The sequence below is a fragment of the Flavobacterium inviolabile genome (genome assembly GCF_013389455.1).
Classification (GTDB): domain Bacteria; phylum Bacteroidota; class Bacteroidia; order Flavobacteriales; family Flavobacteriaceae; genus Flavobacterium; species Flavobacterium inviolabile.
Map to the genome: position 1 here is coordinate 3,411,423 of NZ_CP058278.1, position 18,831 is coordinate 3,430,253.

General features: G+C 42.1%; 11 protein-coding genes. All 11 read right to left on the reverse strand.

Annotated features, from left to right (window positions below; genetic code table 11):
* Positions 1-114: 114 nt before the first annotated feature.
* The 11 genes from HW120_RS15365 to HW120_RS15415 all read right to left on the reverse strand — a co-directional run bounded on the left by HW120_RS15365 (position 115) and on the right by HW120_RS15415 (position 18,829).
* The gene (locus HW120_RS15365) at positions 115-639 is read right to left on the reverse strand and encodes a phage tail protein (protein ID WP_177735150.1); all 525 of its coding nucleotides are present in this window, start codon (positions 637-639) and stop codon (positions 115-117) included.
* A gap of 68 nt (positions 640-707) precedes the next feature.
* On the reverse strand, positions 708-1,601 hold the full coding sequence (locus HW120_RS15370) for a tail fiber domain-containing protein (protein ID WP_177735152.1): 894 nt from the start codon (positions 1,599-1,601) through the stop codon (positions 708-710).
* Positions 1,602-1,630: 29 nt separating this feature from the next.
* A complete protein-coding gene (locus tag HW120_RS15375; protein WP_177735155.1) occupies positions 1,631-3,673 on the reverse strand; it encodes a PQQ-binding-like beta-propeller repeat protein in 2,043 nt (680 codons plus the stop codon).
* Positions 3,674-3,696: 23 nt separating this feature from the next.
* Entirely contained in the window at positions 3,697-5,493 is a 1,797-nt protein-coding gene (locus HW120_RS15380; protein WP_177735157.1) for a hypothetical protein, read from the reverse strand.
* Between the two features lie 10 nt (positions 5,494-5,503).
* Positions 5,504-9,061, reverse strand: a complete 3,558-nt coding sequence (locus HW120_RS15385; RefSeq protein WP_177735159.1) for a hypothetical protein — start codon at positions 9,059-9,061, stop codon at positions 5,504-5,506.
* Positions 9,054-11,252 (reverse strand): hypothetical protein, encoded by a 2,199-nt coding sequence (locus tag HW120_RS15390; protein WP_177735161.1) that lies wholly within the window; start codon positions 11,250-11,252, stop codon positions 9,054-9,056. Before HW120_RS15390 ends, HW120_RS15385 begins: the two co-directional genes overlap by 8 nt.
* Before the next feature lie 28 nt (positions 11,253-11,280).
* A complete protein-coding gene (locus HW120_RS15395) occupies positions 11,281-14,547 on the reverse strand; it encodes a DUF6603 domain-containing protein (RefSeq protein ID WP_177735163.1) in 3,267 nt (1,088 codons plus the stop codon).
* 145 nt (positions 14,548-14,692) lie between these two features.
* Positions 14,693-15,382 (reverse strand): hypothetical protein, encoded by a 690-nt coding sequence (locus tag HW120_RS15400; protein ID WP_177735165.1) that lies wholly within the window; start codon positions 15,380-15,382, stop codon positions 14,693-14,695.
* Positions 15,383-15,409: 27 nt separating this feature from the next.
* Positions 15,410-16,123, reverse strand: a complete 714-nt coding sequence (locus HW120_RS15405; RefSeq protein WP_177735166.1) for a phage tail protein — start codon at positions 16,121-16,123, stop codon at positions 15,410-15,412.
* A 340-nt stretch (positions 16,124-16,463) separates the two neighbouring features.
* Entirely contained in the window at positions 16,464-17,594 is a 1,131-nt protein-coding gene (locus HW120_RS15410; RefSeq protein WP_177735168.1) for a WG repeat-containing protein, read from the reverse strand.
* A gap of 101 nt (positions 17,595-17,695) precedes the next feature.
* Positions 17,696-18,829, reverse strand: a complete 1,134-nt coding sequence (locus HW120_RS15415) for a WG repeat-containing protein (protein ID WP_177735170.1) — start codon at positions 18,827-18,829, stop codon at positions 17,696-17,698.
* Positions 18,830-18,831: the final 2 nt, after the last annotated feature.

Here is an 18,831-nt window from a genome sequence, read left to right on the forward strand (position 1 = left end):
CTTTGACCAGTATGGTAACGAAGCAAAAATGGGGCATAATATCCCCATTCTTTATTCTTTATTCTTTATTCTTTACTCTTTACTCTTTACTCTTTACTCTTTACTCTTTATTCTTTATTCACTTCCTGCATAAATGATATAATTAATCACATAATACGGCTGCATGGTATTATGGGATCCGTCGCCACCTTCAGTATCAACACCGTACAACTTTTTATCACCTTCATAAAGACCCGCATTCGTTTTAAATGGAAAATCGGAACCACCACTACCATCAAAACTTCTATGGTGCAATCCAAAATCACCTCCGTTTATAGTATGTCTGTGTTTTGGCATTTCACCAACCGTTAATTTGTGCTGAAACTCTCCACCTGTTTTCCCTAAAGGCCATCTTGTTGTAGCTCCAAAATTAGGAGAGGTCCCATCGGACTGCCTGCCATCATTCGAAATTCCGCCACCAATTAATGTTCTCCCTGCAAAATTAGGGGTATATCCCTTTAACAATTCTCTTAAGGTTTTATATTTTTCCGGTATTTCACTGCCATCACATTTTAACCAGCCATCCGGTATTAAAGAATCATTAAATACAAATGGTAATATTGTTCCCAACGGAACCTGTGTAAAATCTGTAATTGTCATAGTATTATTTTTAGGTTGTTAATGGTCCTCTTGCTTCTTGCTTCTCGCCTCTTGCTTCTTGCCTCTTATTATCTTACAGTTTCGTTTTCCGCGACTGCCGGTAATAGCAACTGCTCTATTGCTTTAAGGCGATCGTTTGTTTTTAGCTGTTCTTTTTCCAGTTTGCTTACCGTTTGAACCAGATTGGTATTCTTATTTTCCAGCATTTCGATACGCTTTAATAATGCCTGGGTAGCACTTACATTGAGCATCGCAATCGCTTCGTAATCCACAGAATGAAAATCATGAACTTCTTTTCCGTACACAAAAACACTTCCCTCTTTGGTACAATTAACACGGATTCCCTCTCTGTTAATCGCTAAAATATCGGTTAGTATTGCATCTCCGCTAAAAACCAGTTTGATTTTATCACCAACCGCAAGGTCTTTTGTGTTGACCGGTATCCATCCGTTTTGAATGGTACTTAACTGATAAATATTCGGAATAATCTCGGTCTGTTTAGTAGCCACTGCCAGCGGATATACTTGTTCCACCTGCTGAGCAATCACTTTTTTATATAGCTGATTCCCTCTTTGTACCGAATCGATCATTTTATAATCCGTGATAACAATCTTTGAAAGAATATCAAGGTCATTGGCATTGTTGCTCACACCCAATATCTTTTTGATACGCGCGTCTGAAACCACATTAAACTGTTGCGCGGTTACACCGTCTGTCGCATATATCGAATTTTTCACAGTCCCCGAGTCCATAACTTTGGAACTTCTGTAACCGTAAACAAAAATCCCGCCCATATTAGAGCTTTGTTCTCCGGAAACGACCAATCTGGCTTGTGTGGGCGTAGATGTGCCGATACCAACGTTTCCATTCGGAAGAATTTTCATAGCATCTGTACTTTGTGCATATAATGGATTCGAAAGGATAAAGAGTAGGATTCCTAATAACCGATAATTTTTTTTCATGGTAGGTATATATTTAGATAAGCGTTGTATTAATTAGCTGTTTTACAATTGAGTTGTGCTCCTTTGGTCACGGTAAATCCCGGTTTAAAAGAAATACTTCCGCCGGAATTAAGAATGGTATTTACAGAAGGTGCCACCGTAATGCCTTCGACCGTAATGCTATTCGTGGCACGATAAACGGTATTCGTTTTTAAATCCGTCTGACTGATAACGATATCGTTTGCAGCAACTTTAGCCGCGGTAACCGCTATCAGATTCGTAGCCGTAACCGTATAAAGCGTTCCGTCCGGAGCCAGGACTATATTTTTCTTTGTATTGCCAATAGCCGTATCGACAGCTACTGCAAAGGCATTCGGGTTTTCTGTATCGTTTTGAAATCCCAGTATCTTTTTTGGCGTACGGTAAGGATCTGTCGCATAAATATGGGACGAGGCATTTGTCAGCAATACCGAAGCATTATCCAAAGCTGCCGATTTTTCGAAAACCTCAGCTTTATTCAAATCCGCATTATACTTTGCTAATTTTGAGTTGAAAACAAAAAAGACATTCGATCCGGCATCAACTACCGGCTGGGAAATCCCTGTATTGACGGAACTTCCGGATGCTATAAACTGCGTTTGGGCAATACCGCCTTTATCGTCAATATCAAATACAAAGAGTTTGTTACCGTTGTCAAAACCATTAAGCACAAAAACTTTAGCATTATCCCGGACAACCGGTGCCGGAATATAAAAATTAGTATCGTTCTGATACCCGTCCAAAACATAATCGGATGTGGCTGTTATACTTCCGTCCATATTATCCAGTACGACCAGGCGGCTCTTTTTTTGCTGGGTATCGACCGCTATAAAAAACGCTTTGCTTTCATCCGGACTTAAAGAAACCGGACCGTTAATTTCATTGGTCTTCGGTTCGTATTTCCAACGTATTTTGCATTGCGGATAAGCCGAAAGCGCAACAATACCGGTATCCGATGGCAGGTAAAGCGTCCCGTCATATCCTATAGCCGCATTATTGTTGATCGTTGTGAGCTGTTTGTTCGTAATCTCCGAAAGGGATTTACTGAACAGTGTATTTCCGGCATTGTTTAAATCCAATATGCTCAGTTTTCCGGATTTGGAAATATAATATAAACGCCCCTGTTCATCAATCAATGGCCATGATTTTGCCACATCGTCAACTCCTTGCTGCCATAAAACATTTCCTTTCGAATCCAGTTGCTTTACATAAAAAACAGCCGATGTTCCCGAAGTTGCCTGTGTAAACACTACCGGTAGATTTTTATAGATTGCAAGAGCTCCGGTAGGACCGATTTCCTGTAGATACCCGCCACCATAAGGAAGTGTACGGATTTGCGCTTCCTGAACAACAGCATTGCTCTTCCAGTTTAGCAAACTATTGTGCTGTGCATTTCCAAAAGGCTGTGCCCAGTCTTCCCGAAACGGATACGGATCAATTTCGTAAGACACCAGTAATTTCGGTTTTTTGGAAAAATTGAAAGGCGTTTCGGCTGTTATGGAAGAGAAAAACCGGGTATCCTGCCCTTTTTCCGGCGATCGTGTTGCCAGGGATAAAATACCGTCCGGCAGAAAATCCGTAACCGGTTTAAGGGCACCCGGCAATTTGAGTTTCATCGTTATGGCTGTTGTGCTCTTCCGGATCTCGGCGCGACCTATCGGTCCTTCTGTATTATTTTTTAAAATGGCCCAGCTTAATTTCGGGTCGGTTAAACCCGTTTCACTTCCGGTCCATTCGTTTGTACCTCGTAAAGCCGTTATCAGCTGCACCAAAAAATCAGACATATTAACATTCGGCCTGTTGTATAATTTCAGATTCAAGGTTTCAATCTTTGCGCTAGCCGGCAAATTTCTAAAGTCGAATTTAAAAAATGACTTATTGGTTTCGTTTCCTTTGTCATCTGCCGCAACCCGTAAATCGCCATTACTTTCCGCCGGTACTGCCTTATCAATTTCCGGCAATAAAGCGGTATACCTGGATTGCGCAAACAGTGCCTGCGATTTCGTTAGCAGTAACAGCAACAAAAGCACGTAGCTATACCCTATTTTATTCATAATCGTTCTTTTAAGTTGGTAAACTATGTTAAAATTAAAGTCTGACCCGTTGCTACCGGTACCCAGTAAAACAAGTCAGAATAGGTAATCCCCAGATCACCTTCGTTGGTAAAGACCATATACCATAAACAGCCTTTAAAAAAGCCTGTTACAATCTTGGACTGTTTTGTTGTCGCAAAACTGTCCACACCGGCAGCCGTATCCATCTGATTGCTGCCATATTTACCATTGTTTAAGGTTACTCTGTAAAAATATTTCTTCTTGTTTTCCTGTTCCTGATAACCTCCCAATAAAAAAATTCCCGTGCTGTCTATCGTATCCTTACCTAAAAAGGACAAACCGGAAGACAAATACGAATTATTATTGATGGTCAATGGTGTGATCAAAGTCCAGTTATTTTTGTCCCATTTCCAGATATCCGGGGTTTCCGTCCCGCCTATTTCGGAAAAACCACCGCCCATCCATAAGACTTTTTTACTTCCGTTGGCATCCAGTTCAGTGGCAACACCACTAAGACATCTTGATTTCCACGGCATTTTTACAGGACTGGTTTTGTCCGGATTTACATTTCCGTTTGTGCCGATGTTGTCCCATACTTTACCATCACCCGATACCCAGATATCGTTTAACGCAGCGCCCCATTCGTCCACACCACCCATCAGCCAGATTTTATCCTGATCACCATGAGGGAAAATCGCACAGGAATGCCCCGTACGGGAAGCCCACGGTCGATTTTCGACAACCATTACTCTGGAACCGGTTTCGGCATCCATATTAACAATGGCAACGGCATTACCGGACTCCATCGGTTTAATATAGCTGCCGCCGATAAAAAACAGGCGTCCGTATAATTCTCCCGCACTTTTCATGTGCAATAAAGGAGCCGTAGCAAAAGGTTTCAGTTTGTTTTTCTCCTCATCGGAAAGGGTTATTCTATGCCAGTTCTCCGAAAAACCTTCATTCGTATTCGTATAGCCGATATGATCGATCTGCGTTTTTTTATTTTCGGTTTTCAACATTACACTATACAGATAGGATGCATCCTGAGCCGCACAAAAATTGCCTATTTTATAGGCCGCAAACGCTCCGGTCGGGTTCGCATTGGAATATAATTTTGATTCCCCTAACGCCCGGACCAATATCGTTTTGGTGATGGAAACAGTCCCCTTCTGTACTTCTAAGGTATACGAATGATCCCCGTTAGCAATATTGGCTATGGTATGGTAATCCGTTTCGGCAGTACCTCGTTTTAATTCTTCCAGACCTTCCCTTAAAATATACTGGGAACCTTTAACATTCCAGGATAAAGTAACCGGTGCGTTGCGCTGTACCACGGTTTTATCCGATTCAAACCCGTTAATTTCCGGTTTGGCCTCTTCTGCGATCACTGTAAAAGGAAGTGATACCAGCGGTTTCGGATCGGTGGTAACGTTTTTATCTTTAAAGCTTAGTTGTAAAGTCGCCGATGGTGTCGTAACCGTACATTTTACCGCTCTTATTTTTACGATCAGATAGGTATAGGCATCGCTATAATCTCTCGGAAAGTTATAGGTCCGTTTGCCCAGGTTATTGTTATCGTATAAAAACTCACAGATTTTCACGGGAAAAGTCGTTGTTTTATTTCCGTCGTCCGTTTTGGCCCATAGCTCACAACTCAGCTTTTTTAAATCGGCTGCCGCGACCAGTGTATCCAAATTTTCAACCGTAAAAACCCCCATCAGTAAGATGGCTTTTTTTTCCTCCTGAGCGATCATTATATCCAACGCCAGCGCTTCCCCATTCGTGACCGAATTACTGCTGCCTGTAGTTACATATCCCATATTTTATGTTTTAATTATTCGTTTTTAAATTGCTTAGCCGCAGCCATCCTTCGTAAACCTGTTGTTTTTTAAAACCGGAAACCTGCTTGTTTTTTCCTTCGGCCAAAGCTTCATCATTCTGCCAGGTTATCACATCCGACTTATGGGTCCATTTCCAGTTGGCATTAATCCCGGCCGGTATCGGAATATCGGGAGCCACTTTTTCGGCTATAAAAGGGGCTACCCGGAAACCAATGTCCAGTTGCGATAACAAACGCTCCGAATTATGGTTAAATAATGCCACAAACTTTGTGGGCAGAATCCCGGTTGCCAAATGTACCCCGGCCGAAGGATACAGCAGTAAAGTTGCTTTTACCGGCTCCTGATTCAGGTTTATTTTTAATGTTGTATTCTTTGTGAAAAAGGAATCCGAATCGCTGAAATTAAATTCCGGTGCATTCGCAACAGTGTGAAATACATCCGCTTCCGCATCGGTAAAATAACCGATCACGCCATTCTTTTCCATATCGTAATCCCCTATTGTAAGCGGGAATTTGACGGTTTCTATATTCCCGGTATCTTCTTTCCCGGATTGACTCCAACGCTGGTCATAGTACGGAAGTCCCAACGATTCCAAACCTACCGAACAACGCACTAAAGCCAAAGGCTGCCCGTATAACAAGGCCGATGTTGTATTCTGCAAGGCCGCATTCCCGATGGCATGCATGCTCACTTTATAGGCCAGGTCCATAATGCCCGAAACCCTGCTCCCGCTATTGAGAACCTCCAGCAGTTTTTTCAGCTGCGGATTTGCAGTGAGTTCCGGTATTCCATTTCCACCCGGAAAAGGTTGTTTAATTAATTTAAGTCCTTTATTTCCGGTAAGATCCGATGCTATTTGCAGGACAACCACTTCATTGCCGTCCCCGTCATAAACCAGGATACTATTATCCAGATAATTGGGAACGAGCCATCCCAAAACCGGACTGTCCATTTTTCCGGTATCCTGATAAATAATACTGTCACTCGTGTTTAACCAATTGAACTGCAAACGGGAAGGCTGAATGATCCTTGGCGGTAACGGAATGATCATATCCGATTCTTTTTCACTACCTTGTAGCGTAGCCGAACAGGTTATATCTGTACTATTCGTATCGTTTTCGACGATTACTTTTTTTACCTGACCGAAAGCATCCACTATCGAAAGGTTTTTTATTTTCAGTGCTCCCGAACGCAACGGATTAAAAACAGCAGCATCCGTTCCGTTTATATTCCCGGGATCGCAACCCAGCTTATAGCCGTCTTCCCCGATCACATTTAACTCGTTCCGGTCAAGCTGATATTCCGTATTAAAATTATAATCCGGATCACTGCTATACTGAAAGGGCGGTAACTGAATATCGGTTCGCTGCATCAGTAAATTTTTATGCAAACCACCTAATGCCTGTGCAATGAGATTTAATTCTCCGTATTTATCCACAATAGCTTCCGGAACCGTCTTTTTCAGGTTCGCAAAAACCGAATTGGAAAACGGACTTATGCCGCTAATCGCAACAGGCGCTCCCTGCTCTTTCGCAGCTTGTTTTTTAAAATACAGCCCTTCTTCCAGTTTCCATTTTGCTGTATCTTCCACAAGGTCCAGATCCTTTATATCCGGATTATTGGACGTATAAACAATATCCCAGACCATAAACAACGGTGTCCATGCCTGTTCCCATCGGATAATGGCAAAACGTTCGTGTGCCTTTTCTTTTTCCCTGTAATCCGGTTTATCCTGTACGGCTGTTACTTGTTGGCTAAAAGCCCTGATAACCGCACTGGTTTTGTCTTTTCCTTCTGCCAGTTGTGCTTCAATATAGGCTTGCAGCGCGATATCCAGCGAAAGCGAATGATCCAGTAAAAGTGTTTCAGACACCAATGTTTTTATAGCGGCAAAAGGCAATTTGGGATGCTGCAATGCATTTACTCCCGGAACGTTAATTAGGGCAGCCGGTATCGTTACCGGAATGCTGGTATCGTTATAAGGAACGTTCAGATAAAGCTTCGTAAGCAACTGGCCTTCCAGTCTGCAGTTGATTTCTTTATCGGTGGCCTGAAAAGTCGGTTTTTCGGTATTTCCGATACCCGATCCGCAAAACAGCAAAACGGGATCATTAGGCTCCCAAAAACGGTCTTCCAGAGTTTCCTTTAGTTCAAATTCCGGATTTGTTGCTGCGAATTCTTTATATTGTCTTAAGCCCGAAACAAGATGCTGGATTTCCCGGTCCAGTACATCTGCTTCCACTTTTTTACTGACAAGCAAATCCAGTATAATTTCCCTGGAGGCATTGTAATCAAAGTTGGGAACCGTATAATCATTTACCGTTTTATAAGCCTGTTTGTACCACAGGAAATAGTATTCCTGTTGCAGGCTTACTATCTCCTGTTTGATTTTATTACAGCTAATCTGAGTTGTGTTCAGTTCATTCAGTTCTTGTAGAACAGCCCTGTTTTCAGGGAAGTGCGGTCTGTCGTCCTGCTTGTTTTCCAATGCCGAATCGGCCGCTTCAACCCGGGTGATTTCCCAGACTGAGCTCCTGTTTTTAGGCGTAAAGCCTCTTTTATGAATTTCTGTCTGAATGGATTTCAGGCCCGGTTCATTTTTGCTGTCTTCCAGAAACTGGTATTGCAGGGCATTTAACAGGGTTTCCACGCCCGGTTTTTCAATCGCACTGCTTTTGATAATCTGAGCACTTAACGATTCAATAGCCGTATTGCCGGCATAAACCTGTACCGCTCCGTCCGGAACGCCGCTTTTTAACGCGCTGTCCCACTGAATACTATGGATGGACGCATGCAGTAAACAGGATTCCGGATAGGTTTCCTGATCGCATTTCCATTGTTGTTTAAACCAATCCTGTGTTCTTTTTTGACGGATCTGTTCGCTTGTTGCCTTTGCCTCGTCAAAATCGAATGGTGCCAGCGGATCGGTGGCAGGATCATTATACCAACCGGTAACCACATACGTAACCGTACAATCGGAATCGATGTCGGCCATATCATCGTGGAACGCAAAAACATTTTTGCTACTCTGATACAAGGAAGCAAAATACGGGTTTACTGCGCCTACACCGGTTAAAACAGGTGGTGTTACAGTGTCCTCATAAGCTTCAGACCATTCGACAACCTTTCCGAGATTGCCGAAATCCAGCTTGTCATTCTGTATCGTGACCCAGTTTGGTATCGGTTTATTACTTTTAATTCTATTTTTTTCATCACTTTTAACGATCCACATGCGGGATTCCATACTTTTTATCCCTTTGTCCGTCCGGATCCGGATAACCATCCACCGGTTAGGGGTATACGGAAACTGCACGTCTTCCCCTTCGTTTATAAAAGCGTGTTTTAATGCCTTGGGTAAGGTCCAATGCAGGTGTATTCCTTTTTTAAGCGATATTGTTTTGTTCGTATCCGGTTGTAAAACATTCCCCAGAATACTCTGATTGTATTGTTGCAATTGCGGACCCAGATCCATGCAATCGTTTTTATCACTACCCAATGCCAGGGCTTCCATATACATGGGTACCAAAAGTCTGGAAGTATTATGCATGGCTATCGGTATTTAGGATGTTAATTGTTATACTCTTTTTTACCGGACTGTCGATCATCTGATAGGCGAATTCTGCCGATGTAAAATAGATACCTTTGCTTTCACCGGTTGTATTCATCCAGTGTTTAGCGGTTAATTTTTCCTGCATCACACCGGCTAAACCGGCTATATCGATAACGCCGTTTTGAATCAGTCCGTCATTTAATTCGGCGTTAACATCTGCCGTACCATCTGTTATTTCCTGATTGGTACCGTCTTCATTTTTTAGATTTTTGATATAAGTACTATTGTTTTTGATACCAAAATGCAATCCTTCATAAGGCTGTTTTATCGTGATGCCGGCAATGTTACCGTCAAAAATACCCAGGAAGATATCCGAATCGATACGTTCAAAACGCAGAGCGGGAAGCAGCTGACCACCGGCATCAAAAGCCGTAATTTCCAGTCCGCGCCAACCGGAAACAAGATCCGACCGAAGCAGGAATCCGGTGGTATTGAGTCGTCGTCCTTTTCTTGTGATTGTTTCACTGCTGATATCGATTGCCTGTGTCTGATAACCGTCTATAAAATTACCGTTCACCGCCTGTTCCAGTAAGGCATCACTTTTATGGATCCTGCCAATGCTAAGCGCACCGTCCAGCAAGGCTTCTATCCAGTTCGGATCGACATAAAACAGGGAAAGTGTTCCGGTATAGGTTCCCGTATTTTTCTGATGCTCTTTTTCCAGAAGCAATTCATGGGGAACGATATACGAAAACGGGATTCCGTTTAATTTGTACAAATTGCCTAAAAAGTGTTTCACCTCCTGCGGTACAGTTGTCGGTAAATCGGTAATTTTTTCTGCCGGTACTGTCGTTTCTACCGCATGTAATTTACCCAGATAGCGAATTACTTTATCTTTTGCTGCTGTTTCACTGTCATCTTCCAAAATGGCATTTAGCGTATTGTTTCTTAACTTTTCGGCTTCCAGTTGATTTTGTGCCATACGCCAATTCAGAATGGCTTTGGAAAACTCCTGGTTCTGTAAAGCTAGTATACGCCCCAATTGCCAGGCTGCCGCAAAGGAAATATCAAAAAAACCGGTGGTTTTATCATATCGCAATGCCGCATCGGATGAGGCAAATGAAATACACTTTGAAGTCGCCGGAAATAGTTTCGGTACAAACGGACCATGATACCAGGAAATCGTGCCCGCACCGGTTCGTGTTACATGTTCCAGCGGGACATAACCCGAATCAAAATACGATACCAGTTCCGGAGCTTCGTTACTCCGCTGAATTTTGATACTCTTCAACTCCAGTCCGTCTGCCAGCTGCGAAAAGCTGGAACTTCCCGAATCGCTGAAATTCCAGCTGGCCAGTACAACCAGCCGGGCTTTATGATCGTCCGGAATGTTCTTTTTTGAACTGGTGCCTTTTAAATAGTCGGTATAGCCTTCCAGCGATACCAGAATGGCGGTATGCTGCTTTCCTTTTGCCGGCAGGCGATTTCCGACGATAACCGCAAAAACGCCGGTTCCGTCGGTATTTATATCTGTAATTCCTTCTTTGTCCTTATTATCAATGCTTACCTCTTTGGCATGTGCCAGCAGGGAAAGGCTTTTCATGGACGGAATATAGTGTTCAAATTGTTCTTTTGTCAGGTCCATTGTAAAACAACCATCGGTCGTTTTTTCCCATTCCATTAGTTTTAATCCCTCTTTTCCGGCCGCCTTAGCGTCAAAAATTTCCGGGCGGATAATGCCATCGGAAAGATTCGGCTGGATAACGGCAGCAATGGTGTTTTTACTGATCGGCAAGCCTTTCATTTCTTCCTCGTCAAAAAGCAGTAATGCCATCCAGGGAACCGGTGGTGATTCCTGTGGATTACGCTTGTTTTCCGGGGTTGATGCCCGCTGGAAAACCGGAAGCTTTCCGTCCAGAGTACGCTCCCATGGCAATGTCCGCCGGGTAAATACCAAATGGGGCAATGATTCCGAATAGTTTCCCGATTTATTGGCCGGCGGATAAACGGAATAAATATCATTCGGATTAAGCGTAAACCGGGCCGCATCGACACCAAAATCGAATGTTTTTTTTATATCCTGAATGCTTGCCTTGTCTTTTATAACCCGCTGACTGACTTCCGTAGTATATTTTCCGGCAACCATAGCCGGTAAAAAACATTGCACTATTTTCGTATTCTCGCTCATTCTTTTTTACGTTTTACCCTCTTCGTTTTTATTTTACATCGGTACTATATTGCGGTAGTTCACCTATTTCGCATATCACCGGAATACCGGTAAAATAATTATCTTCATTGGTCATATTTCTGTTTATTGCTTCCTCCTCAATATCCGGGAAGCTTTCGTCAAACCCAGCTTTAAGAAGGGCAACAATGTTTTCCCGTTTTTCTTTTACACTGCTTTTTTCATACGTTTTTTCAAGAATACCGGTTACCCTGATATTATTGATTTCATCATAATAGCCTAAAACCTCAACAGCATGATAGGCTTCTGCTGTTTTAGCCAGCGTGAATTTCCAGTCGAATGTTCCGTTTGAAGCATCGAATAAGGCTGAAAAATCAAACGTTCGTATCTGGGCAACCTGCGGCAGCACCGGTGGCTGAATGATAACACCACTCAACACATTGGTCAGTACTTTCGAGGTTCCCGGATTGGCATTATTGCTTTTCGATTCCTCACCTCCCCATAACGCTTCGGCGACTCCTTTTGCGATACCGGAAACCGTTACATCCATTTTTGTATTACCCAGCACAACATCCACATTCATTTCGAATGCTACGGTGCCTTTTGTAAAGCCACACGGACGGATTCCGATATTTTTTTCTCTGTCAGCATAAACAAGAGTACCCGTTTCCGATTTTATCACGGTACTTCCGGACACTTCTTTATTATTGATTTTTAATTGCGATACCGGAATAAAAGAATCAATTGTAATGGCCAGCTGTTGCGGATTGATTACCGGGAATTTGGTTTCTCCTTTTACTTCAATCAAACCGTTGCTGATGGTTATATTGGTTGGATCAGGATTGGAAACCGCTGTTGTTTTACCTTCTTTAAGTCGTGCATTGGTTGCAGTATTGCTTTTTTTCTGTGGTATAAAACCGGTTGCAAATTCATCCCATTGCAGCTTTTTCGGTTCTTTTCTGGAATGATCGCCAAAAGGAATGGTAAAGGAAAAGATCGTCCAGTCCACATAGGCTTCTCCGGCAAATGGCGGTCCCCATATATGCAGCTCCGCTCCCATTTCGAAACTGAAATGAATCCGTATAAAGGCAATTTTAATATCGGCCTCGATTTTAACCGTAATGCCCATATCGATATAATAATGGAACGGTGCCCAGGAAATGAGCATATCGGCCCAGATAACAATTGACGCTTTAATAATTGAGGTTTTAAAAAGTACTTCCCATTTACCGCCTGCCATAATTGCTGAAGCGGTAAGCGCGTAGTACATTTCTCCTTTAATGGATAGCAGGTTGCTTATTTTCCAGCTTAATGCCAGTCGCGGTACGGTAGGATAATGTGCTGGTTTTATAAACTTCGGATGGTATCCACCCAGCGTAATGACAAAATCGCCTTCATGAGGTCCTTTTATCCAGGTATAAAAAGCAAATCCTCCGGATAGCTTACAGTCTTTTGAAAGGACATAGGAATTTGGTGTAATAACGGCTTCTACGGAGATGACATCACTGCCCGGTCCGAAATGTGCCAGAATAGCGAGCTCTACATAAACTATCGGTTCCGGAGCCATTGATTTTTCCGGCCAGCTCAGTCGGGAAAGTCCGAGGATTGCAAATTCAAGCTGTGTTCCGAAATTAACCGTTAGCAGTACAAACGACTCAATGAGTTTGAATGAGGTAAATTTAATTCCAACAGCCAGCCAGTAATCACCAATGGAAATCTCTATCGGTTTTTTACCGTTTTTCATTGGTGTTTCCAGCGAAGCCAGCAAGGGTAATAATCCCTTATCTTCTTCCGGTCGCATGGCCAAAGCCACCAATGGGAATAGCGCTACTTCGTTAATTGAAGGCACATTTATTTTGCGGTTATAACCAAATCCGGCGGCAATTCCGGTGACAAAAAAGAAAGCCGGACCGCCAATAGGGCCGTCAAATACACCATAAATAAATAAGGACGCCTCATCGGCTACTTTAGCATAGGATCCGATGGCCGAGATGGTAAAACGGCTTACTTTTATGATCGCGCCGCCATTATAGACATCAATGGTTTTTCCGTTGTAGGATGCTGTAGTATGTAAAAAGGCTCCTGATATCTCGATTGGCGGTGCCTTATAGGAAAGTCCGAGGCCTTCCAGGTAGAAATCAGGTGTTCCGGGTGGCCATTGGAGCTTAAAGCCCAGACCGAATCCCATGAGCTGCATGCCCATACCTTTCATTTCCATCGTGGCATCAAGCAGCAAAACAACTTTACTGTCCTGGTAGGCAAAGCCTAATCGCTGCAACGTTACCGGGCCGATTTTTTTATCTAATTTTTTCCATTTCGCCTTAGCGATTATGCCGTCGCCTAACGGTGCTACCGTTGTAACATTTGTTTGCTGCGGCTGCTCCGGTTCTTTATACTCCTGAGCTGTTCCGTCATTTAAAGCATAATATTCCTCATTGCCATTAATTTCCAGTTGTGTGGTAATATTAAAACCGGAACTAATCGCTACCGGCGGTAATCCGTCAAAGCGTTCTAATTCTTCTTTTTCAAAAGTTCCGCTGGCATAAATTGCCAGTACTTCTTTAAAAGCAAAGGCATTGCCCTGTGTTAAAACAGGTCCGGCCAGAGGCAGCTCTTTTACATCCAGGTTGAGCCCGGCGCCCATTCCGAAGAACAGACCGGAGGTGTCTTTTTCTTTTTTATACAGTAAAAAGGCCTTAAATGTTTCGAGTGTAAAGGAAAGAGCCGGCATTTTACCGGTCGCACTTTCGCCAAAGAATTTCGTGGCCAAAGCGCGTAAATCGATCGTTGTTTTACCGGAATGCTGATAAGCGGCATACAGATAAGCGGTCGCTGTTTCCTGGACAAAGTTTAAGGTAAAACGGTGCTCGTCTACCAATAAAACGCCTCCGAAGGCAAAACGTGACTGCGAACCGTTTTTCTGGTAATCGATCGTTATAACGGCATCAAAATACTTTCCGTTGATATTGATCTTACAATTAAATTCTATTTTAAATTCCGTGGCATCCATTCCGCCGGAACCATAGGTTACCGAAAACTGTTTAAACGTAACGGCATTTAGAATTTCCGGTATGACCTCCTGTTTTGCCGTACAGCAATTCATGATATCCTGTACGCTAATCCCGTTTTTATTTCCGGATGTCAGGGTGGCATATAAAAAACTTTCTTCTTTTGTATTTTCTGTAATCCTGCTTCTGTAACCAAGAGCAATAGCAACAGCAATCGGAGCAGCCGGATTTCCTAAATGAAATTCCGTCTGCCCTGTGATTTCTACTAAAAAAGAGTTACTCGCTGCCATAATAAACTGCAATGCTACTATTTGATCAACCTGATCAGAAAACAACAGGTCAGTCAATACAAAGGGGACCCTTAATTTATAGAATAAACCGGATCCCTTTTGAATGGTAATGTTATATTTTTAAAATCTTTTTCCTACGGGAATATTATTTTTCAATTGCTTTGGTTGCGACTGTAACGGGCGTATTGGTTACTCTGAAACCTGCTTTTTTAATGGTAAAATTTCCAAATTTTATTTCATTCCCCTCTTTTGACTGTACATTAAAATCGAACGTATTTTGTGTCACGTTGTAGTAAAACTCTTTAAATTCGATTTCATAATCTTTGACGTCTTTACCATCGCCCTGACCCGGAGGAAAACTAACAGCTGTCTTATCACCTGATTTGCCCTGAATCCAGCCTACCAACTCGTTTAATTTAATAGACGTACCCGGTGCTCCGTCCTGTTTATCGCTAAAATCGATGATCAAGTCGCCTTTCGGATTTTTTTCAGACGGAATATTTCCAATTCGTACACTCACTAAAACGGCATCCGGTTTTGTTTCCGGGCCAATTCCAAGTTGTCCGTTAACGCTCACACTGTATTTGGAAACATCCACTAATCCGGTTATTGCTTTATTTTCTTTATCCAGCATTCCGCTAACAGCTCTTCCTCCTGCTTTAGTGCCATCGGTCCAGGTTACCTGAATGTTGTCTGTAGGTTTCCAGTCCGGTGCATCTCCTTTAATCGTAATGGTATCGGTTGATGTCCCTTTAAAACTAAAGTTTGCCAAAGCTGCTGCATCAACAGTGGCCGAAGTAGTAAGGTTTTTAATTTCTGTGATTGTTACTGCCATAATGATTAGTTTTTTAATTTTTAATGTTTAGTATTTAATGATATAATTCAGAGCTGTCCATTTCGGTCGATTTTGTCCCGTATATTCCCCACTTGTAAAAGTGGGCAGCGCTACATAAACCGAGTGATAATGATTTCCATCACTTTCTGTTGTCTGGTATTTAATATCTGTACCATTGGTATCGATCCCGGAATAACCTCCTCCTCCAAAATTTCTTTTATACCAGCCGGAATTAAATTTATGGGTATGCGCCCCGTTTGTTGATGTGGTAAAGGACTGGGCTGGAGGATTTATACTGTGACTATGCCTGTCGGCTTCTCCTTTTCTGCCCAACTGTTCGTTTCCGTTTGCCGGATTTGCGCCCATAACAAAGGTTTGTCTTAAATCGGGTACATTGAACTGACCGCTAGCGCCTCCATACGTATTTCCTATCACTTTAAAAAGGTCATTTTTATCGCCGGATACCGGATAGGATCTTCCGTCGCACAACAGCCAGCCATCCGGCGCCTGCGTTCCGGCAAAAGCAATGACGGAACCTACCGGCGTCAGACTTCCGGTTTTATCCTCGATCCGCCCATCGGATTTAATGTTTCCGGCTACCTGTAATTTCTCCTTCGGATTGGTTGTACCTACACCGACATTCCCGTTCGGAAGTATTTTTAAAGCATCATTTTGAGAAAACAATACCGAAACATTTGCCATTAGACAAACCAGAAATAGTATAATGTCCTTTTTTTTCATCTGTTGCTTTTTTAGTGCTTTTATACGCTTTTTAATCATTCCCTATTCGAATGCCGAACCTATAAAATTTTCACAGATTTCTTACAGGTAAAAATACCTATTCCGGCAGCGAATGTTACTCTCTTGCTATCCTATGACAACAGCGATACAAAGTCCGGTATCCGTATTCGCAAAAGGCTATAAAAAAAACCTGTAAATCAAAATTTACAGGTTTTTTTTAATTATGTAATAATCATACAACAAGAAGTACAGCTTTAGCCAAACTGACGACGTAAATTCACGCTATCTGTGGTTGTCTATGATTTTTTTTAAGACTTCTTTTTTAATTATCCGGTTCTGTTTAAAATAGCCGTTTTCCTTTTTTGTCTATATAAAACCAGATCCCGTTTTGTTTTACCAGGGCTGCTCCGTCCTTAAAGGCATCCACACTCTGGTACACTTCCGGAAACAGCACGTTTTCCTTAGCATCTATAAAATATCCTTTTCCGTCTTTCTTCACTGCAAAATTTCCTTCGCCAGAATACATCTCATCATAGCTAAACGGAATAACCGTTTCCCCTTTTTTGTTGATACAGCCATATTTTCCTGACTCTCTGATTATTGCTAAACCGTGATAAAAGCCATAGGAATTCGTGTATTTCATTGGGATTACCAGGGTTCCTTCTGTATTGATATATCCATATCGGTCATTGCTACTTACAGCCGCCATTCCATCTTTAAAATGAAGATATCCATCATAAAGCAGCGGCACAACTACTTTACCGCTTTTGTTTATAAAACCTCTTTTTTCATTGCGCTTCACACATGCCAGACCGTTGTGAAAATGAGAAGCACTCTGATATTGAGGAGAAATGACAATTTTTCCCTGCTTATCCATATAACCTTCTTCCGGTTTTCCGCGTAAGTTAATGGCTGCCAGTCCTTCGTGAAAAGAGCCGAGCCCGTCCACATCTAATTGGACCTGTTTTCTGTTGTTCAGGGTATCTATAATGTACCATTGCCCATTCTCTTTAACGGTAGTCTTGTCTTCATAAAACTGATTGGAACTTTCATAAATAACGGGAATAATTTCGTTGCCCTTTTTATCGATATAGCCCCATTTGCCATTCAATTTCACGATGGCTCTGTTGCTCTCTTCAAAACCACCGATAAAATCGTATTTCAGCGGCACGACCTCACGACCTGCAGTATCAACAAGCCCGTGTTTTCCGTCCAGCTCAACAACTACCAGCCCCTTATAAAATTCGTATACAAAGTTGTATTTACAGGGTACAATATTGCGTCCTTTTTTGTCGATAAATCCATATTTCCTTTTGATTCCCACTGTGGCATATCCATTTTTATACGGATAGAATTCAGTATAGTCAGCCAGGGGATTTTCGCTTTTGTATGCCTGGGAATTGCCTTTCAAACAACTGAAAAATATCATAACAGTTATCAGCAAAACGGCTGTCTTTTTGTAATCGTACATATCTTTTTTTCTTAATTTAATGTGGCCTACCCGTCACGATACCGGTTGTTCAACGGATTGCAAATCTGCGCCATCTGTTTTAGGCTTGCCTTCTGTCCTGTTTAAAATAACCGTTTTCCTTTTTTGTCTATATAAAACCAGCTGCCGTTTTGTTTTACCAGGGCTACTCCATCTTTAAAGGCATACACATCCTGATACACTTCCGGAAACAGTACCTTTCCCTTAGTGTCTATATAATATCCTTTTCCGCCTTTCATCACTGCAAAGTTTCCTTCACCTGAATACATCTGATCATAGCTAAAAGGAATGACTGTTTCTCCTTTTTTGTTAATGCAACCATATTTTCCTGACACACTGACTATGGCCAAACCGTCATAAAAGTCATGTAGACCCGTGTATTTCATCGGGATAACCTGGGTTCCTTTTTTATTGATAAACCCATAGTTTTCACTGTCTTTCAGGTGTACCGCCGCCATTCCGTTAATAAAATCAGGATAACCATCATAAAGCAAAGGCACCACGACTTCGCCTTTTTTATTAATAAAACCAGCTTTTTCATCGCGTTTTACCATTCCAAGACCCTCCTTAAAATCATAAACATAGTCGTATTGAGGCGCAATAACGATTTTCCCCTGCTTATTGATATACCCTTTGCCCGATTGTCCGTAAAGGCTAATGGAGGCCAATCCGTCATTAAAAGACCCCAGTTTGTAAACATCGTATTGAACCGGCTTTCTGTTATTCATAGTATCCATGATATACCATTGTCCGTTTTCTTCAACGGTAGTTATTTCCTCACGAAAGTAACTGGCATGATCATAAATAACAGGAATAACTTCGTTTCCCTTTCTGTCGATATAGCCCCATTTTCCTGCTAATTTTACCAACGCTCTGTTACTCTCGTCAAAACCATCAATAAAATCATATTTGAGGGGTACTATTTCACGGCCTGTACTATCTACAACACCGTGTTTTTTATTCACTTCAACCACCGACAACCCCTTATAGAATCCGTATACAAAGTTGTATTTACAGGGTACAACATTACGCCCTTTTTTGTCGATATATCCAGATAGTTTATTCATTTCCACCGGGGCAAATCCATTTTGGAACGGTTCCAGTTTGGTATAGCTGGCCAAAGGATTTTCGTTCCTGTTTATCTGAGTATTGCCCTGTACACAGCTAAAAAGCGTCATAACGGAGCACAGTGCCATTATCTTGTTTAAAATATTCATCT

Coding starts and splice junctions, on each gene's coding strand:
- HW120_RS15370 (WP_177735152.1), bottom strand. CDS start 1,601: ATGAAAAAAAATTATCGGTTATTAGGAATCCTACTCTTTATCCTTTCG.
- HW120_RS15405 (WP_177735166.1), bottom strand. CDS start 16,123: ATGAAAAAAAAGGACATTATACTATTTCTGGTTTGTCTAATGGCAAAT.
- HW120_RS15390 (WP_177735161.1), bottom strand. CDS start 11,252: ATGAGCGAGAATACGAAAATAGTGCAATGTTTTTTACCGGCTATGGTT.
- HW120_RS15385 (WP_177735159.1), bottom strand. CDS start 9,061: ATGCATAATACTTCCAGACTTTTGGTACCCATGTATATGGAAGCCCTG.
- HW120_RS15375 (WP_177735155.1), bottom strand. CDS start 3,673: ATGAATAAAATAGGGTATAGCTACGTGCTTTTGTTGCTGTTACTGCTA.
- HW120_RS15415 (WP_177735170.1), bottom strand. CDS start 18,829: ATGAATATTTTAAACAAGATAATGGCACTGTGCTCCGTTATGACGCTT.
- HW120_RS15410 (WP_177735168.1), bottom strand. CDS start 17,594: ATGTACGATTACAAAAAGACAGCCGTTTTGCTGATAACTGTTATGATA.
- HW120_RS15380 (WP_177735157.1), bottom strand. CDS start 5,493: ATGGGATATGTAACTACAGGCAGCAGTAATTCGGTCACGAATGGGGAA.
- HW120_RS15365 (WP_177735150.1), bottom strand. CDS start 639: ATGACAATTACAGATTTTACACAGGTTCCGTTGGGAACAATATTACCA.
- HW120_RS15400 (WP_177735165.1), bottom strand. CDS start 15,382: ATGGCAGTAACAATCACAGAAATTAAAAACCTTACTACTTCGGCCACT.
- HW120_RS15395 (WP_177735163.1), bottom strand. CDS start 14,547: ATGGCAGCGAGTAACTCTTTTTTAGTAGAAATCACAGGGCAGACGGAA.